The following is a 15661-nucleotide window of genomic DNA, read 5'->3' as shown; positions in this document are numbered from 1 at the left end:
GAAATGGCGCAAGCTTGATGGCCAGAACCGCCTGCCCGAGATCATCCAGGGGATTGAATTCCGCGATGGCCTCCGCCAACTTCAAACCGCCGCCTGATCAGGCATCACCAACTTTCGCGCATATCTCCTGCCTGACGGCTTCCACCGCATCCGGCATTACGGCCTGCTCGCCGGCTCGGCCCGCAAGGCCAACATCACCAAGATCCGCGCCTTGCTCTGCGTCCAGCAGTCTGAACAGGTCGCCGTTCCGGAGCCAGAGCTTGAGATCACCCCGCTCACCCTGCGCGAGCCATGCCCCTGTTGCGGCGGTCGCATGCGGATCATCGAGATCTTCAGGCGGGGACAGAAACCGAGGTCGCGCGCGCCGCCCAGGGACCAGGCAGCATGACATATCGCCCGTCATCCGTCACGAAACAGCACCGGCTACACTCCGCAGACCCGGTCCGAACAGCGCGTGCTCGTCTACTTCCAACCCGGCAGAAGACAGCAGTATCTCCAGAACGCACAGCCTCGTCGGGATCATCAGCCGAGTTTGAGACCGTATCCAGCGCCTGCCTCGCCATCACCCGCGCCCCGGATGCAGCCGCCGCCGCAACCGTTCGGGCACTTTCCCCATAGCTTGATCCAACCCCCCGCGGCTTCCACCTTGGGAGGTTTTCCAACCCGGGTCGTGGTCGCGCCAATGAGCAGCGTTCCAACGCGACCCGAATCGGAAAACCTTCACCATACCGGGCATTCGCCGCATGTGTCATGAACGGCGGGTTCCGGGCGGCCTTGGAGCCGATACGGCAACCATGGCGCTCAAGGGCGGAAACGATGCTGGACCTGACACCGTGCATGAAGGGGATATGCGCAGGCAGGGTGACGCCTGAGCGGGCGTCACCGGCGCCCGGGCATGTCCCGGTTCACGTCATGCGCGGCGGAACAGGCCGGGCACCGGCCCCGATCAGCCGCATTTCGAATGGCCGCAGCTCGGGCAGGTCATGCAGCCCTCGATCATCCGCATCCCGTACTGGCCGCAGGCCGGGCAGGCCGGGCCGCGCGGGGTCTCGCCCACCGCCACCGCCTCGGCCTTGGGATCGGTCTTCAGCCCCATCCCCTCGCCTTCGAGGAAGCCGATGGCGATCATGTGCCGCTCGATCACCCCGCCGATGGCGGCAAGGATCGATGGCACATAGCGGCCCTGCATCCAGGCGCCGCCGCGCGGATCGAACACCGCCTTCAGTTCCTCGACCACAAAGCTGACATCGCCGCCGCGCCGGAACACCGCCGAGACCATCCGGGTCAGCGCCACCGTCCAGGCGTAATGCTCCATGTTCTTGGAGTTGATGAAGATCTCGAAGGGGCGGCGATGGGTCGCCTGCACGATATCGTTGATGGTGATGTAGATCGCGTGTTCGGATCCCGGCCATTTCAGCTTGTAGGTGGCGCCTTCCAGCGCGGCCGGACGGTCCAGCGGCTCGGTCAGATAGACCACGTCGGCGCCCTTGTCGGCCTCGGGCGCGGTCTCGGTCGTCTCGCTGACCGACAGGACCGATCCGGTCACCTCGTTCGGGCGATAGGTGGTGCAGCCCTTGCAGCCCAGATCCCAGGCCGCCAGATAGACATCCTTGAATTCCTCGAAGCTGATATCCTCGGGGCAGTTGATGGTCTTCGAGATGGAACTGTCCACCCAGTCCTGCGCCGCGGCCTGCATGGCGACATGGTCGCGCGGCGCCAGGGTCTGGGCGTTGACGAAGTAATCGGGCAGCGGCGCATCGCCCTTCAGGTCGCGCCACATCTGCACGGCGTAATCGACCACCTCTTCCTCGGTGCGGCTGCCGTCTTTCTGCAGCACCTTGCGGGTATAGGCATAGGCGAAGACCGGCTCGATGCCCGAGCTGACATTGCCGGCGTAAAGGCTGATCGTGCCGGTTGGCGCGATGCTGGTCAAGAGCGCGTTGCGGATGCCGTGATCGCGGATCGCCTGCCGCACATCCGCGTCCATTTTCGCCATGAAGCCGGATTTCAGGTATTCCCCGGCATCGAACAGCGGGAAGGCGCCCTTCTCGCGCGCCAGATCGACGCTGGCCAGATAGGCCGAGCGCGCGATCGCCTTCATCCATGCCCGCGTCTGTTCGACCGCCTCGGCCGCGCCATAGCGCAGCCCCAGCATCAGCAGCGCATCGGCCAGCCCGGTGACGCCCAGTCCGATCCGGCGCTTGGCCTGCGCCTCGGCCGCCTGCTGCGGCAGCGGGAATTTCGAGGCATCGACGACATTGTCCATCATCCGCACGGCGGTGCGCACCAGCTCGTCCAGCGCCGCCTCGTCCAGCCGCGCCGCCTCCGAGAACGGCGCCTCGACCAGCCGCGCAAGGTTGACCGAGCCCAGCAGGCAGGCGCCATAGGGCGGCAGCGGCTGCTCGCCGCAGGGATTGGTGGCGGCGATGGTTTCCGCGTATCGCAGGTTGTTGGCCTTGTTGATCCGGTCGATGAAGATCACGCCCGGCTCGGCATAGTCATAGGTCGCGCGCATGATCCGGTTCCACAGGTCGCGCGCCTGCACGGTGTGATAGACCTTGTCACCGAAGACCAGATCCCAGGACCCGTCGGCCTTGACCGCCTCCATGAAACCGTCGGTGACCAGCACCGACAGGTTGAACATGCGCAGCCTCGCGCTGTCCTGCTTTGCCTGGATGAACTGCTCGATATCGGGGTGGTCGCAGCGCATGGTGGCCATCATCGCGCCCCGGCGACTGCCGGCCGACATGATCGTGCGGCACATCGCGTCCCAGACATCCATGAAGGACAGCGGCCCCGAGGCATCGGCGGCCACCCCGTGAACCGCCGCACCGCGCGGCCGGATGGTGCTGAAATCGTAGCCGATGCCGCCGCCCTGCTGCATGGTCAGCGCGGCTTCCTTCAGCATGTCGAAGATGCCGCCCATGCTGTCGGGGATGGTGCCCATGACGAAACAGTTGAACAGCGTCACCGACCGGCCGGTGCCCGCCCCGGCCAGGATGCGACCCGCCGGCAGGAACCTGAAATCCTCAAGCGCGGCATAGAAACGGTCCTCCCAGAGCGCCGGATCCTTCTCGACCCGGGCCAGATCGCGGGCGACCCGGCGCCAGCTGTCCTCGACCGAGGCATCGACCGGCTGCCCCCCGGCATCCTTCATCCGGTATTTCATGTCCCAGATCTGTTCGGCGATAGGGGCAGCAAAGCGGGTCATCTGGCATCCATAGGCAGGTATTGGGGGAATGATACAAGATATTGACAGGCGCGCGCCAAATCAAGCCGGTTTGGCCGCCTCGGGCAGGCTTTTCAGAAAACCGTCGCGCACGGCCTCTTCGGCCTCGGCCGCCAGCGACTTGCGGCTGTGCCCGGCCACCGGGATCGGCGCCCCGAGGCGCAGGGTGACGCCACCCTGACGCGGCGCCGACAGCACGGCCAGCAGGTGATCGGCCAGCGCCATGTCGGCCCACCAGCCATAGAAGCGCGGATCGGCGCCTTCCGGGGCGTGATAGACCACGCTCATCGGCTGGATCGCCAGATCGGCGGGCAGGTCCGGGTCCAGAAAGCCCTGAAACAGGGTCGGCTTGAAGGGCAGCACCCGGCGGCCATCGGTCGAGGTGCCTTCGGGAAAGAACAGCAGCCGGTGGCCGGCCCGGACCCTCGTGGCGAATTCCTCGGCCTGGGCGCGGGCCTGCCGGGGATCGCGGACGACGAAATGCGTGTTGGTGACGGTGGTCAGGATATTGATGCCGGGCCAGCCCTGCACCTCGGCCTTGCTGACGAAGAAGACCGGCGTGGCGGCATTCATGGTCAGGATGTCCAGCCAGCTGGAATGATTGGCCACCACCGCGCCGGGGCCACGCATCGGCCGGCCTTCGCAGCGCCAGCGCAGGCCCATGCAGGCCAGAACCAGCCGGCAGACGGCCTGCACATGGGGGCCGGTCCAGGGCCGGCGCGGGCCGTGAAACAGCCGCTCGGCTCCGCGCAGGGGCAGGATCAGGATCACGCCGGCCAGCAGCACCAGCACCGCCGGCACCCCGCGCCGGATCACCCGCCACCAGCCGCGCGCGCCATCCGGGCGCGGCAGCGCGATCGCCTCGCCCTCGCGCCAGGTCGCCGCGCCGCGTCCGGGGTCGATGCGGGGCCGCGCCGGATCGCTCATTGGCCCTGCCAGCGGCTTTCGTAGAACCTGCGATGCCGGTCCGACATCGCCTTGGTGTCCATCATCAGGAAGACATCGGTGGTGTTGAAGGCGCGATCGACAAAGGCCCCCTCGCCGACCAGCCCGCCCAGCCGCAGATAGGCCTTGATCAAGGCCGGCATCCCGACCATCGCCTCGCGCCGGTCGAGCCGGTCCGCGGGAATCAGATCCATCGGCTGATAGCCCTTGGCCCGCGCGACCGCGCGCAGCGCCTCGGGGGCAAGATGGTGGTGATGCAGCCAGCTCAGCGCCGGGGCCAGCGCCTGAATGTCGGTGCCGTGGAAACTGGCCACGCCGAACAGGATCTCGATGCCCAGATCCAGCACATAATCCGCCAGCGCGTTCCACAGCAGGAACATCCCGGTTCCGCCGCGATAGGCCGGCTCGACGCAGGACCGCCCCAGTTCCAGCAGCGACCGGCCCGAGGCCCGCAACCGCGTCAGGTCGTATTCGCCATCGCAGTAGAAACGCCCGAATTCCTCGGCCCGGGTTCCGGGCAGCAGGCGATAGACGCCGACCACATGATCCAGGTCCTCGGCCGAGCGGCGCCGGTCCACGAGGCAGAGATGATCGACCACCTCGTCGAATTCATCCCGCTCCAGCCGGGCCTCGTGATCGACAAGTGGGCCGCTTCCGCCCAGTTCCTCGACAAAGACCCGATAGCGCAGCCGCTGCGCGGCCAGCAGGTCGCATTCAGAGGTCGCGATGCGGATGTCGAAATAGGACGGATCGGATTTCATGCGGCCTTCATGGTCGAGGCGTGGGGCGGCGGGGCCTGTCTAGGCGCCGGGCGGCAGCTTTGCAACACGGGCCCTGCCTTCCACCGGCGGAAGGCGCAACCGGGACTTGCATATTTCAATCATTGGTTGCAAATTCACCCCATGATTAACCAAGATCACCCCTCATCGGCCCCGACGATGTCAAGGTTGACACGGCGGCCGTCGATCACCTGCTTGCCGGCTTCGGTGAAATTCACGGTGATCCGGTCGCCGATGCGTGACTGGACCTGTCCCTTGCCCCATTCCGGTGCCCCCGGATGGCGGACGATCATCCCGGGTTCCAGCATCTCGTTCACGACGACACCTCCTGACGCTGCCGCAAAGGTTATCCCCGCATGACATTCGACACAACGCGCATCGCACCCGGAGAACTGGCGGCGCTGCTGGGCTCGCGTCTGTGCCACGACCTGGTCTCGCCGCTTGGCGCCATCGGCAACGGTGTGGAACTGCTTGAGATGTCGACGGACTATCCGGGCATTTCCGGCAGCCCGGAACTGCGCCTGATCGCCGAAGCCGTCGCCGCCGCGCGCAGCCGGATCGAGGTGTTCCGGATGGCCTTCGGACAGGCGCAGGGCGATCAGCGCCTGCCCCGCGCCGAACTGCACCGCCTTCTGGCCGGGCTGTCGGCACAGGGCAGGCTGCGAATCGAGCTTGACGCCGAGGGCGATTTCGCCCGCCCCGAGATCCGCATGATCCTGCTGGCGCTGATGTGCCTTGAAACCGCCATGCCCTGGGGCGGCCGCATCGTCGTGCTGCGCAGCCAGCCGGGCTGGCGGCTGGTCGCCGAATCGGACCGGATGCGCCCGGATCCGGCGCTGTGGGCGTGGCTCGACAGCACCGAATTCGACGCCGCCCGCGCGCCCGCCCCGGCCGAGGTGCAGTTCGCGCTGCTGGCCGAGGCCGCCGGCGCGGCCGGACGCCGGCTGACATGGGACATGGATGACGAGGGCGCCGAGATCGCCTTCTGACCCGTCTGCCCCGCCCCGGCCTCTCCCTCCTCCTCGGGCCGGGGCGGCGGCGGACCGCCGCCTCAGGCGCGAATCGTGCCGTCGCCGGTCACCAGATACTTGAAGCTGGTCAGCTGCTCGGCCCCGACCGGGCCGCGCGCATGCATCTTGCCGGTGGCGATGCCGATCTCGGCCCCCATGCCGAATTCGCCGCCATCGGCGAACTGGGTCGAGGCGTTCTGCATCAGGATGGCACTGTCCAGCCCGGCGAAGAACCGCCCGGCGGTGGCGTCATCCTCGGTCAGGATCGATTCGGTATGCTGGCTGCCGAAGCGGCGGATATGCGCGATCGCGCCATCGACCCCGTCGACCAGCCTCGCGGCGATGATCATGTCCAGAAACTCCTGGCCGAAATCCTCGGGCCGGGCCGGCACCGTGCCCGGCAGGCCGGCCAGGTCGCCCTCGGCCCGCACCTCGACGCCGGCGGCGACCAGATCGGCGATCAGCGCCGCGCGCAGGTCCGGATCGGCCGCGCGGTCGATCAGCAGGCATTCCGCCGCCCCGCAGATGCCGGTCCGCCGGGTCTTGGCGTTCAGCACCACCCGGCGCGCCTTCCCGGGATCGGCCCGGCGGTCGACATAGATGTGGCAGATCCCCTCCAGATGCGCGAAGACCGGCACGCGCGCCTCGCGCTGCACCAGCCCGACCAGCCCCTTGCCGCCGCGCGGGATGATCACGTCGATCAGCCCCTGCGCCTGCAGCATGGCGCTGACCGCCGCACGGTCGCGCGTCGGCACCAGCTGGATCGCCGTCTCGGGCAGGCCGGCCTGGCGCAGCCCCTGCACCATGCAGGCATGGATCGCCTGGCTGGAATGCAGGCTTTCCGAGCCACCGCGCAGGATCACCGCATTGCCCGATTTCAGCGCCAGCGCGCCGGCATCGGCGGTGACATTGGGGCGGCTTTCATAGATCACCCCGATCACCCCGATCGGCGTGCGCACGCGGCGGATATGCAGCCCCGTCGGCCGGTCCCATTCGGCCACCACCTCGCCCACCGGATCGCGTTGTTCGGCCACCGCGCGCAGCCCGTCCTCGATCCCGCGCAGCCGGTCGGCATCCAGCCGCAGCCGGTCCAGCATGGCCGCCGACAGCCCCTTCTCGCGGCCATAGTCCAGGTCGCGGGCATTGGCGGCAAGGATCTCGGGCGCGCGGGTGCGGATCGCCTCGGCCGCACCGATCAGCGCCGCATGCTTGCGCTCGGCCGAGGCCACAGCCAGATCGACCGCCGCCGCCCGCGCCGCCTCGCCCATCTTCACGATCAGCGCCTCTGCCTCAGCCATGTCCTTCATCGTCCCGCATCCTGCCAGAATGAAACGCCCGTTTTCACCGCCCGCCGCGCGGGTCCGCCCGTCATACCGGAGCCGGTCCGAAAACAGGAGTCCCGAAATGGCCATCCGCTTCATCCCGATCAAGACCGCCATCGCCTGGGCATTGCGCGACGGCACCGACGCCTACGGCCTGCCGGCCGAGCGCGTCGCGGCCTCGGGCGGCGACGGCGTGCCCTGCCGCCATTGCCTGCGGCAGGTGCCGGCCGGCGCGCCCTATGTCATCGTCGCCCATCGGCCCTTCGCCGGGCTGAACCCCTATACGGAAACCGGCCCGATCTTCCTCTGCGCCAGCCACTGCGCGCCGGGCGGCCCCGGTTTCCCGGCCGCGATGCTTGCCGCGCCCCATTATATCCTGCGCGGCTATTCGGCGGATGAGCGGATCATCTACGGCACCGGCAGCGTGATCCCGACCGCCGCGATCGCCGCCCGCTGCGAGGATCTGTTCGCCCGCCCCGAAATCGCCTTCATCCATATCCGCTCGGCCAGCAACAACTGCTTTCAATGCCGGGTGGAACGAGGATGAGGGATCACGCCGCGAGCTAAGCCGTCAGCGCGACCGACCGCGCCTGCGTTCGCGAAATCTGCCGCAGCACCTAAGCAGCGGCAAATTGGTCGGGCTTGCACCGCTACCACCCCGACGCATTCAAGTACGTGTCCAACCAGCCCCGCTTCGGCGGGGCTCTGCTTGTTGCGCAACATGCAGCAGGGAACGTAGAAAGGGGCGCAGCCAACAAGGGAACAATAATAATGCCGGAGATGTTTTCGCTGGGCTTAATTTACAATGCTTTTAAGGACTTGGTTAAGCTTTGCCTAGGTATTCGCAAGCCGCAGTTTTCCCCAGAGGAAAAGATAGCGCTTCGGGATAAGTGGAAACCCGTATTTGAGGAATGGCTACTGGATCGCCGAAGGAGCAGATACGGGAGCGACGTAATAATACGGGACGTTCGTCGGTTCGATAAGTACCCCGACACGGACCCGAAGAAGAAGGGTATATCGTCGTGGTTTCGCCTTGGCTTGATGGACACATATCATGGCGGCATACTTGTAGGCTTGAGGTGGGAGCGCCTCGTTGAAGTACCTGAAGGTTCATATCGTGTTGCACGGATGGAAGACCATGCGAACGGAAATGACCTCGGCATCAAGGTGATACTTGCGGGGCGGATACCTTACCATCAAATCCAGTCGGTAGATTTCGGCGGCGACGAATACTATACCTTCCCGCACATCTTCTGCCACTTTTCATTGAGGGGCCAGCCTTACGAATCCGTCGAATTCTATGAACAACGTCAGCTTGAAGATTTCGACAAGCCTTACTTCGTTCAGATTGGTAAGTACCGGAACATACGAAAAGAAAGCACCAATGCGGGCATCAAGCACGTTTGACGGACGTACAACGCCATGCCTGTGATACGAACATTTCTGTTGCGGCCACGTCTTCGTGATCGCCCACCGGACTTCGGGGTTGATCTAGGGAGCGTTCGGCCCTGGAATATTATCCAGAATAATCAATGATTTGAAAGGAAAATGGTAGCGGAGGAGGGATTTGAACCCCCGACACAAGGATTATGATTCCTCTGCTCTAACCAACTGAGCTACTCCGCCACGGTGTGCGCGGTGTAAGGGGAGGCTTGGGGGGCGTCAAGCGGATTTCTGATCATTCTCCGCCGCCGGCATGCCCGGGAGGCATGGCCCCGAAGCCCCGACGGCAAAGGCGGTGATCCGGCGCCCCGACCGGTCGAAACCGTCACGTCATCTGCGGGCCGGGAAGGTGAAGCCGACAGCTTAACCGATCCTGCGCCACAGCCCGCACTCGGTGTACGCGCTGTGCACGGGTTGTGCCGCCCCGGTGCACGCGCCGTGCCACGTCCTGTCCAGCATTTGCAGGGAATTTTCGGCAGGCGCCGCCCATGGCCGCACCGACAACGCGCGTTGCCCGTTGCGTCCGGCCTTGCGGGCCGCGCGCGCGGGCGGCTATTCGGCCGCGGTCTGCCCTGCCGCCGCTTCGGCCTCGATCTTCTCGGCCCGCGCCTCGACCAGTTCGACGATGTGGTCGATCATCTGGTCATTCGTCATCTTGTGGCTCTGGCGCCCGGCCATATAGACCATGCCGCTGCCGGCGCCGCCGCCGGTGAATCCGATATCGGTCATCAGCGCCTCGCCCGGCCCGTTCACCACGCAGCCGATGATCGACAGGCTCATCGGCGTCTTGATATGTTCCAGCCGCTTTTCCAGCCGTTCCACCGTCCGGATCACGTCGAATCCCTGCCGCGCGCAGGAGGGGCAGGAAATGATCTGCACGCCGCGCGTGCGCAGGCCCAGCGATTTCAGGATCTCGAAGCCGACCTTCACCTCCTCGACCGGATCGGCCGACAGGCTGACGCGGATCGTGTCGCCGATCCCCATCCACAGCAGGTTGCCCAGCCCGACCGCGGATTTCACCGTCCCGCCGACGAAGCCGCCGGCCTCGGTGATGCCCAGATGGATCGGCGCGTCGGTCGCCTCGGCCAGCTTCTGATAGGCGGCGGCGGCCAGGAACACGTCGCTGGCCTTCACGCTGATCTTGAATTCGTGAAAATCGTTGTCTTCCAGGATCTTGATGTGATCCAGCCCGGATTCCACCATCGCATCCGGGCAGGGTTCGCCGTATTTTTCCAGCAGGTGCTTTTCGAGGCTGCCCGCATTCACCCCGATCCGCATCGAACACCCGTGATCACGCGCCGCCCGGATCACCTCGCGCACGCGGGCCTCGTCGCCGATATTGCCGGGATTGATGCGCAGGCAGGCGACGCCGGCCTCAGCGGCCTCGATGGCGCGCTTGTAGTGGAAATGGATGTCGGCCACGATCGGCACCGGGCTTTCGCGGCAGATCTCCTTCAGCGCCCGCGTCGTCTCCTGATCGGGGGCCGAGATGCGGACGATATCGGCGCCGGCCTCGGCGGCGGCGATCACCTGATCCAGCGTCGCGCGCACGTCATGGCCGTCGCTGTTGGTCATGGTCTGCACGCTGATCGGGGCATCGCCGCCCACCGGCACGCTGCCGACCATGATCTGGCGGGATTTCCGCCGCTCGATATTGCGCCAGGGACGGATCGGGTTCAGCGACATGGCAGCCTCCGGGGGTTCGCCCCGCAGATACGCCATCGGCCCCCGTGCGGCAACCGCCCGCGCGAAACGGTGATCGACGCAGGGTCACACGACCATGCGCCTACGCGTCGCGCGCATTCTGATGTAGTGTCGGGCAGACATGAAAGGGAGCCATACCATGACCTTCAACGCCCTCGTCGTCGACAAGCCCGGCACCGACCGGATCCATGCCAGCATCCGGCAAATCGACGAATCGCAACTGCCCGACGGCGATGTGACGGTGGCGGTCGAATATACGACCGTGAACTACAAGGACGGCATCTGCATGGGGCCCGGCATGGGGCTGGTTCAAAGCTATCCGCATGTGCCGGGCATCGATTTCGCCGGCACGGTCGAATCCTCCGAGGATCCGCGCTACCGCCCCGGCGACAAGGTGGTACTGACCGGCTGGCGCGTGGGCGAAATTCGCTGGGGCGGCTATGCGCAGAAGGCGCGGGTCAAGGCCGACATGCTGGTGCCGCTGCCCGAGGGGCTGACCACGCGCACCGCCATGGCCATCGGCACGGCCGGCCTGTCGGCGATGCTGGCGGTGCTGGCGCTGGAGGATCACGGGCTGAAACCGGGCGACGGGCCGGTGCTGGTCACCGGGGCCGCGGGCGGCGTCGGCTCGGTCGCGGTGGCGATCCTGGCCCGGCTGGGCCATGAGGTGGCGGGCGTCACCGGACGCCCCGAGCAGGCCGATTATATCCGCACCCTCGGGGCGACCCGGATCGTTCCGCGCGCGGAACTGGGTCACGCCACCGAGGATCTGTTCGAGGCCGAGACCTGGGCCGGCTGCATCGACGCGGTGGCCGGCAGCATGATCGGCCGCGTGCTGAAACAGATGAAATATGGCAGCTCGGTCGCCTCCATCGGCTTTGCCGGCGGGGCCTTGATGGAGGGCGCCGTCATCACCCCCTTCATCGTCCGCGCCGTGAACCTTCTGGGGATCGACAGCGTCATGCAGCCCTTCGAGAACCGCCAGCGCGCCTGGCAGCGGCTGGGCACCGACCTGCCGATGCAGCATCTCGAGGCGATGATCCAGCCGGCCGGTCTGGGCGATCTGCCCGCGCTTGGCGGGGCGATCCTGCAGGGCAAGGTGCGGGGCCGCGTCGTCGTCGACGTGAACGCCTGAACGGCCCCGCGCCGCTGCCGGGGATCAGTCCTCGGCAGCGATGCGGATCACCTTCTTGCCGAAATTCTCGCCGCGCAGCACCTGGTTCAGGGCCCGCGGCGCGTTTTCCAGCCCGTCGGTCATGTCCTCGGTATAGACGATCCTGCCCGCCGCCACGAGCGGCGCGACCTCCCGCATGAAATCGGGATAGAGATGCCCGAAATCGTCGAAGACGATGAAGCCGCGCAGCACGATCCGCTGCTGCAGGAAACGCGCCATGACCAGCCCGGTCCGGTCCGCCCGTCCCTCATCGGCCAGATCGGGGCTGTTATAGGTCGCGACCGTGCCGCAAAGCGGGATGCGCGCGCCGGAATTCAGCAGCGGCATGACCGCGTCGAAGACCTTGCCGCCGACATTCTCGAAATAGATGTCGATGCCCTCGGGCACCGCCTGCGCAAGCTTTTGGGCGAAATCCGCGGCGCGGTGGTCGATACAGGCATCGAAGCCCTGCACCTCGACCGCGTGGCGGCATTTTTCCGGGCCTCCGGCAACACCCACGACGCGCAGCCCGCAATGCTTCGCCAACTGCCCGACCATCGCGCCCACGGGGCCGGTCGCCGCGGCGACCACCAGCGTCTCGCCCGCCTTCGGCTGCCCGATCTGCGTCAGCCCGGCCCAGGCGGTAAAGCCCGGCATGCCGAGAACGCCCAGGGCCCAGGACTTGTTCGGCATGTCCGCGGCCAGCGGGAAGGTCAGCGCGCCGTTCGAGATCGCGTAATCCTGCCAGCCGCCGACGGTCACGACCCAGTCGCCCTCGGCATGGTCGGGATGGCGCGAGGACACGACCCGGCCGACCGTGCCGCCGACCATGGTTTCGCCGATGCCGACCGGCGCGGCATAGGATTTTCGGTCGGACAGGCGTCCGCGCATATAGGGGTCAAGCGACAGATAGTGGTTGCGCACCAGGAATTCGCCCTCGCCCGGTACCGGAACGGGGCCGGTCTCAAGGCGGAAGGTCTGCTCGTCCGGTTCGCCCTGCGGGCGCCGGTTCAGCACGAAGCGGCGGTTTTCCAGAATTTTCTCGGGATGTGCCATGGTGATCATCCGGACCCGAAGGTGCCGGCTCCTTGTGCGATTGGTGTCAGGTTTGATCAGATAGGTGCGCCGCGCCTGCCGCCAAGTCACCCGCCCCCCAGAACGTCGCGTCACCCGGCCGGCGGGGAACCGGCGACGCGCGGGGCTCAGCCCGCCGGCAGGCGCAGCGCTGTCATCACCGTCGCCAGCGTGTCGCGCGGCAGCATCAGCAGCATCGGCCCCTCGATCCGCAGCGTCACCAGCCCCTTGGCAATGTTCGAGGTTCCAACCCGGCCGCCCGGGATGAAGTCGATCCCCTCGATCGGCCATTCCAGCCCGGTACTGACGCCCCGCGCCGGCCCCATGGGAAAAAGCGAAACCCGCGTTCCCGGCATCAGCGGCAGGGTGATCCGGGGCGGCGCCAGAAAGACCAGATCGTCAGAGGCCAGCAGGATCACCAGCGGGCGGGTGACGGCGGCCATGGTACTGAGCGTGGCCAGCGTATGGTCCAGCCGCATGCCGGTAAAACCCACCGCCATCACGAAGGGCGCGGCGATCCGGGTCAGGCATTTGGTGAAATCGGTGCTGTCCTGTTCGGGCACATGATGGACCAGTTCGGCCGGGATCAGGCGGCGCGCGGACGGGCTGATGCTGTCCAGATCACCGATCACCCGGTTGGGCGGGCATCCCAGGGCCAGCGCGCGATCGGCACCGCCGTCGGCCGCCACCAGGGTCGGCGCAACCGCCAGCGCAAGTTCCAGATCCACCGGCGCAACCGCGCCGCCGCCGATGACGGTCACGCCGCGATCGGAGATCACCAGTGGCGGGATCATTCGCCCCGGCCGATCCCGGTGAAGATCCGCTTCAGCGGCAGGATCCAGACGATGCCGAGGCCGATATAGACCAGCAGCTCGATCCAGATCGGCTGCCGCCCCCAGCGGGCATCCATCCAGTTCACCAGACTGACCGCGACCACGATATAGGCCGGCAGCCCCAGCAGCAGAATCAGCAGCGACAACCGCTTGCGGGTTTTCAGATCCATCCTATCCCTTCCCTCCGCGCCGCAGCCCGCCGGCCGTCCGCGCCATCCGTTCGATCCGGGCCCGCCAGCGCGGCAGACTTTTCTCGGCCCCGCCACGCCGGACCATGCCGAAATAGCCCCGGCGGATCGGCCGGAACCCGACGAAGCCCAGCACCTGCCGGCGATAGCGCCAGCCCACGGGGTCGAAATAGGCCAGCCGCAGGTAGAAGGGCGGCGTGTCCATGGTCACCAGAAGATCGGCCGAGCGCCCCTTCAGCAGCCGGTCCCACCACAGATCCTTCGCGTGATACCGAAAGGCCCGGCGCGGCAGCAGGATGCGGTCCCAGAAGCCCTTCATCCGCGCGGGCTCGGCGCCCCACCACAGCGGGAAGGCCAGAACCAGATGGTCACAGGCCTCGATCTCGTCCAGCGCGGCGGCCAGATCGGGCTCCAGCGGCGGGATGTCCTCATAGCCGCGCGGCAGATCCGGATCGAACTGCATGTCGCGAATCGCCAGCCGGCGGATCCCGGTCCCGGCGGGCAGCGCGTTCTGATAGACGTCCAGCAGATGCGACGACAGGCGATCGCCGTCGGAATGGCCGTCGATCAGAAGCGCGCGCATGGCATCAATCCGCGAAAGGATCGGTCACAAGAATCGTGTCGTCGCGTTCCGGGCTGGTCGAGAGCAGCGCGACCGGACACTGGATCAGTTCCTCGACCCGGCGGACATATTTGATCGCCGCCGCCGGCAGGTCGGCCCAGCTGCGCGCCCCGGCGGTCGAGTCCTGCCAGCCTTCCAGTTCCTCGTAGATCGGCGTCACCTTCGCCTGCAGGGCGGCGGCGGTCGGCAGGTAGTCATAGGTCTTGCCGTCGATCTCGTAGCCGGTGCAGATCTTCAGCACCTCGAACCCGTCCAGCACGTCCAGCTTGGTCAGCGCGATGCCGCTGACGCCGCTGATCGCGCAGGTCTGGCGCACCAGCACCGCGTCGAACCAGCCGCAGCGCCGCTTGCGCCCGGTGACGGTGCCGAACTCATGCCCCCGCTCGCCCAGCCGCTGGCCGTCCGCATCGTCCAGTTCGGTCGGGAACGGGCCTTCGCCGACGCGGGTCGTATAGGCCTTGACGATGCCAAGGACGAAATCGATCGCCCCCGGCCCCAGCCCGGTCCCCGAGGCCGCCATGCCCGACATGGTGGTCGAGCTGGTGACATAGGGATAGGTGCCGAAATCGATGTCGAGAAGGCTGCCCTGCGCCCCCTCGAACAGGATCCGCTTACCGGATTTGCGGGTCTCGGCCATGATCTTCCAGACCGGCTGCGCATAGGGCAGCAGCTTCGGCGCGATCGCCAGCAGCTCCGCCTTCAGCGCCGTCCGGTCGATGGGCTCGGCGCCCAGACCCTGACGCAGGGCGTCGTGATGGGCCAGCAGCCGATCGAGGCGATCGTCCAGCGTCTGCTCGTCGCCCAGATCCGCCACGCGGATGACCCTGCGGCCGACCTTGTCCTCATAGGCCGGCCCGATGCCGCGGCCGGTGGTGCCGATCTTCGCCTTGCCGGCGGCCTCTTCGCGCAGCTTGTCCAGATCCTGATGCAGCGGCAGGATCAGCGGCGCATTCTCGGCGATCAGCAGGTTTTCGGTCGAAATCTCGACCCCCTGCCCCGACAGCTTGTCGATCTCTCGAAACAGCGCCCAGGGGTCCAGCACCACGCCATTGCCGATCACCGCCAGCTTGCCCTGCCGCACGATCCCCGAGGGCAGAAGCGACAGCTTGTAGACCTCGTTGCCGATGACCAGCGTGTGGCCAGCGTTATGGCCGCCCTGAAACCGCGCGATCACATCGGCGCGCTCGCTCAGCCAGTCGACGATCTTGCCCTTGCCCTCGTCGCCCCATTGCGCGCCGACAACCACCACATTGGCCATGAGCCGGTCCTTCCTTGCCCGAAAAACGTCCGCCGCAGGGTCTAACGCAAGGCCGGGCCGGGGAAAAGCGGCGATTTCCTTTGGCGCCGGAAGCCGGTCGT

The 15661-nt window shown here is 66.8% G+C and carries 15 protein-coding genes, 1 tRNA gene and 1 pseudogene; 5 read left to right on the top strand and 12 right to left on the bottom strand.

Going from position 1 to position 15661, the window contains the following annotated elements; translation table 11 throughout:
- Positions 1 to 121: 121 nt before the first annotated feature.
- Positions 122 to 388: pseudogene (locus KNW02_RS21275) on the top strand (IS91 family transposase); the annotation flags it as partial.
- Positions 389 to 946: 558 nt separating this feature from the next.
- Here the strand turns inward: KNW02_RS21275 and KNW02_RS07080 are convergent.
- From KNW02_RS07080 to KNW02_RS07065, 4 genes are all read right to left on the bottom strand, one after another.
- Complete coding sequence (locus KNW02_RS07080; protein WP_216032558.1) at positions 947 to 3211, bottom strand: adenosylcobalamin-dependent ribonucleoside-diphosphate reductase; 2265 nt, start codon at positions 3209 to 3211, stop codon at positions 947 to 949.
- 60 nt (positions 3212 to 3271) lie between these two features.
- Positions 3272 to 4156, bottom strand: a complete 885-nt coding sequence (olsA, locus tag KNW02_RS07075; RefSeq protein WP_216032557.1) for a lyso-ornithine lipid O-acyltransferase — start codon at positions 4154 to 4156, stop codon at positions 3272 to 3274.
- On the bottom strand, positions 4153 to 4935 hold the full coding sequence (gene olsB / locus KNW02_RS07070) for an L-ornithine N(alpha)-acyltransferase (protein ID WP_216032556.1): 783 nt from the start codon (positions 4933 to 4935) through the stop codon (positions 4153 to 4155). The genes olsA and olsB overlap by 4 nt, the downstream gene beginning before the upstream one ends.
- Before the next feature lie 155 nt (positions 4936 to 5090).
- Positions 5091 to 5270, bottom strand: coding sequence for a DUF3553 domain-containing protein (locus KNW02_RS07065; RefSeq protein ID WP_216032555.1), 180 nt, complete (start codon positions 5268 to 5270; stop codon positions 5091 to 5093).
- 39 nt (positions 5271 to 5309) lie between these two features.
- Here KNW02_RS07065 and KNW02_RS07060 point away from each other — a divergent pair, with 39 nt between their 5' ends.
- Positions 5310 to 5942 carry a histidine phosphotransferase family protein gene (locus KNW02_RS07060; RefSeq protein ID WP_216032554.1) on the top strand — a complete coding sequence of 211 codons (633 nt, stop codon included), beginning with the start codon at positions 5310 to 5312 and terminating at the stop codon, positions 5940 to 5942.
- A 62-nt stretch (positions 5943 to 6004) separates the two neighbouring features.
- On the opposite strand, the gene KNW02_RS07055 is transcribed toward KNW02_RS07060, so the two are convergent.
- Positions 6005 to 7270: a glutamate-5-semialdehyde dehydrogenase gene (locus KNW02_RS07055; RefSeq protein WP_216032553.1), complete on the bottom strand. Its 1266-nt coding sequence runs from the start codon at positions 7268 to 7270 to the stop codon at positions 6005 to 6007.
- A gap of 97 nt (positions 7271 to 7367) precedes the next feature.
- Here KNW02_RS07055 and KNW02_RS07050 point away from each other — a divergent pair, with 97 nt between their 5' ends.
- Together KNW02_RS07050 and KNW02_RS07045 are read left to right on the top strand one after the other, a co-directional pair.
- Positions 7368 to 7832 carry a DUF1203 domain-containing protein gene (locus tag KNW02_RS07050; protein ID WP_216032552.1) on the top strand — a complete coding sequence of 155 codons (465 nt, stop codon included), beginning with the start codon at positions 7368 to 7370 and terminating at the stop codon, positions 7830 to 7832.
- Positions 7833 to 7960: 128 nt separating this feature from the next.
- On the top strand, positions 7961 to 8692 hold the full coding sequence (locus KNW02_RS07045; RefSeq protein WP_216032551.1) for a hypothetical protein: 732 nt from the start codon (positions 7961 to 7963) through the stop codon (positions 8690 to 8692).
- 142 nt (positions 8693 to 8834) lie between these two features.
- Here KNW02_RS07045 and KNW02_RS07040 read toward each other — a convergent pair.
- Together KNW02_RS07040 and ispG are read right to left on the bottom strand one after the other, a co-directional pair.
- Positions 8835 to 8911, bottom strand: a tRNA-Met gene (locus KNW02_RS07040).
- Positions 8912 to 9280: 369 nt separating this feature from the next.
- Entirely contained in the window at positions 9281 to 10414 is a 1134-nt protein-coding gene (gene ispG, locus KNW02_RS07035) for a flavodoxin-dependent (E)-4-hydroxy-3-methylbut-2-enyl-diphosphate synthase (protein ID WP_216032550.1), read from the bottom strand.
- A 157-nt stretch (positions 10415 to 10571) separates the two neighbouring features.
- Here ispG and KNW02_RS07030 point away from each other — a divergent pair, with 157 nt between their 5' ends.
- A complete protein-coding gene (locus tag KNW02_RS07030; protein ID WP_216032549.1) occupies positions 10572 to 11567 on the top strand; it encodes an MDR family oxidoreductase in 996 nt (331 codons plus the stop codon).
- Between the two features lie 24 nt (positions 11568 to 11591).
- Here KNW02_RS07030 and KNW02_RS07025 read toward each other — a convergent pair whose 3' ends face one another.
- The 5 genes from KNW02_RS07025 to KNW02_RS07005 all read right to left on the bottom strand — a co-directional run bounded on the left by KNW02_RS07025 (position 11592) and on the right by KNW02_RS07005 (position 15560).
- On the bottom strand, positions 11592 to 12641 hold the full coding sequence (locus KNW02_RS07025; RefSeq protein WP_216032548.1) for an NADP-dependent oxidoreductase: 1050 nt from the start codon (positions 12639 to 12641) through the stop codon (positions 11592 to 11594).
- A gap of 146 nt (positions 12642 to 12787) precedes the next feature.
- Entirely contained in the window at positions 12788 to 13453 is a 666-nt protein-coding gene (locus KNW02_RS07020) for a thiamine diphosphokinase (RefSeq protein WP_216032547.1), read from the bottom strand.
- Positions 13450 to 13662, bottom strand: a complete 213-nt coding sequence (locus KNW02_RS07015) for a DUF2842 domain-containing protein (protein WP_216032546.1) — start codon at positions 13660 to 13662, stop codon at positions 13450 to 13452. The genes KNW02_RS07020 and KNW02_RS07015 overlap by 4 nt, the downstream gene beginning before the upstream one ends.
- Position 13663: 1 nt before the next feature.
- Positions 13664 to 14263 (bottom strand): NAD(P)H-dependent oxidoreductase, encoded by a 600-nt coding sequence (locus tag KNW02_RS07010; protein ID WP_216032545.1) that lies wholly within the window; start codon positions 14261 to 14263, stop codon positions 13664 to 13666.
- Positions 14264 to 14267: 4 nt separating this feature from the next.
- Positions 14268 to 15560, bottom strand: a complete 1293-nt coding sequence (locus KNW02_RS07005) for an adenylosuccinate synthase (protein ID WP_216032544.1) — start codon at positions 15558 to 15560, stop codon at positions 14268 to 14270.
- Positions 15561 to 15661: the final 101 nt, after the last annotated feature.

It is taken from the genome of Paracoccus marinaquae, from assembly GCF_018860165.1.
Classification (GTDB): Bacteria; Pseudomonadota; Alphaproteobacteria; order Rhodobacterales; family Rhodobacteraceae; genus Paracoccus; species Paracoccus marinaquae.
This window is presented reverse-complemented; position numbering and strand designations above follow the sequence as displayed.

Bases quoted from the DNA above. Each gene is read 5' to 3' on its own strand.
- KNW02_RS07080 (WP_216032558.1), bottom strand. From the start codon at position 3,211: ATGACCCGCTTTGCTGCCCCTATCGCCGAACAGATCTGGGACATGAAA.
- olsA (WP_216032557.1), bottom strand. From the start codon at position 4,156: ATGAGCGATCCGGCGCGGCCCCGCATCGACCCCGGACGCGGCGCGGCG.
- olsB (WP_216032556.1), bottom strand. From the start codon at position 4,935: ATGAAATCCGATCCGTCCTATTTCGACATCCGCATCGCGACCTCTGAA.
- KNW02_RS07060 (WP_216032554.1), top strand. From the start codon at position 5,310: ATGACATTCGACACAACGCGCATCGCACCCGGAGAACTGGCGGCGCTG.
- KNW02_RS07055 (WP_216032553.1), bottom strand. From the start codon at position 7,270: ATGAAGGACATGGCTGAGGCAGAGGCGCTGATCGTGAAGATGGGCGAG.
- KNW02_RS07050 (WP_216032552.1), top strand. From the start codon at position 7,368: ATGGCCATCCGCTTCATCCCGATCAAGACCGCCATCGCCTGGGCATTG.
- ispG (WP_216032550.1), bottom strand. From the start codon at position 10,414: ATGTCGCTGAACCCGATCCGTCCCTGGCGCAATATCGAGCGGCGGAAA.
- KNW02_RS07030 (WP_216032549.1), top strand. From the start codon at position 10,572: ATGACCTTCAACGCCCTCGTCGTCGACAAGCCCGGCACCGACCGGATC.
- KNW02_RS07025 (WP_216032548.1), bottom strand. From the start codon at position 12,641: ATGGCACATCCCGAGAAAATTCTGGAAAACCGCCGCTTCGTGCTGAAC.
- KNW02_RS07020 (WP_216032547.1), bottom strand. From the start codon at position 13,453: ATGATCCCGCCACTGGTGATCTCCGATCGCGGCGTGACCGTCATCGGC.
- KNW02_RS07015 (WP_216032546.1), bottom strand. From the start codon at position 13,662: ATGGATCTGAAAACCCGCAAGCGGTTGTCGCTGCTGATTCTGCTGCTG.
- KNW02_RS07010 (WP_216032545.1), bottom strand. From the start codon at position 14,263: ATGCGCGCGCTTCTGATCGACGGCCATTCCGACGGCGATCGCCTGTCG.
- KNW02_RS07005 (WP_216032544.1), bottom strand. From the start codon at position 15,560: ATGGCCAATGTGGTGGTTGTCGGCGCGCAATGGGGCGACGAGGGCAAG.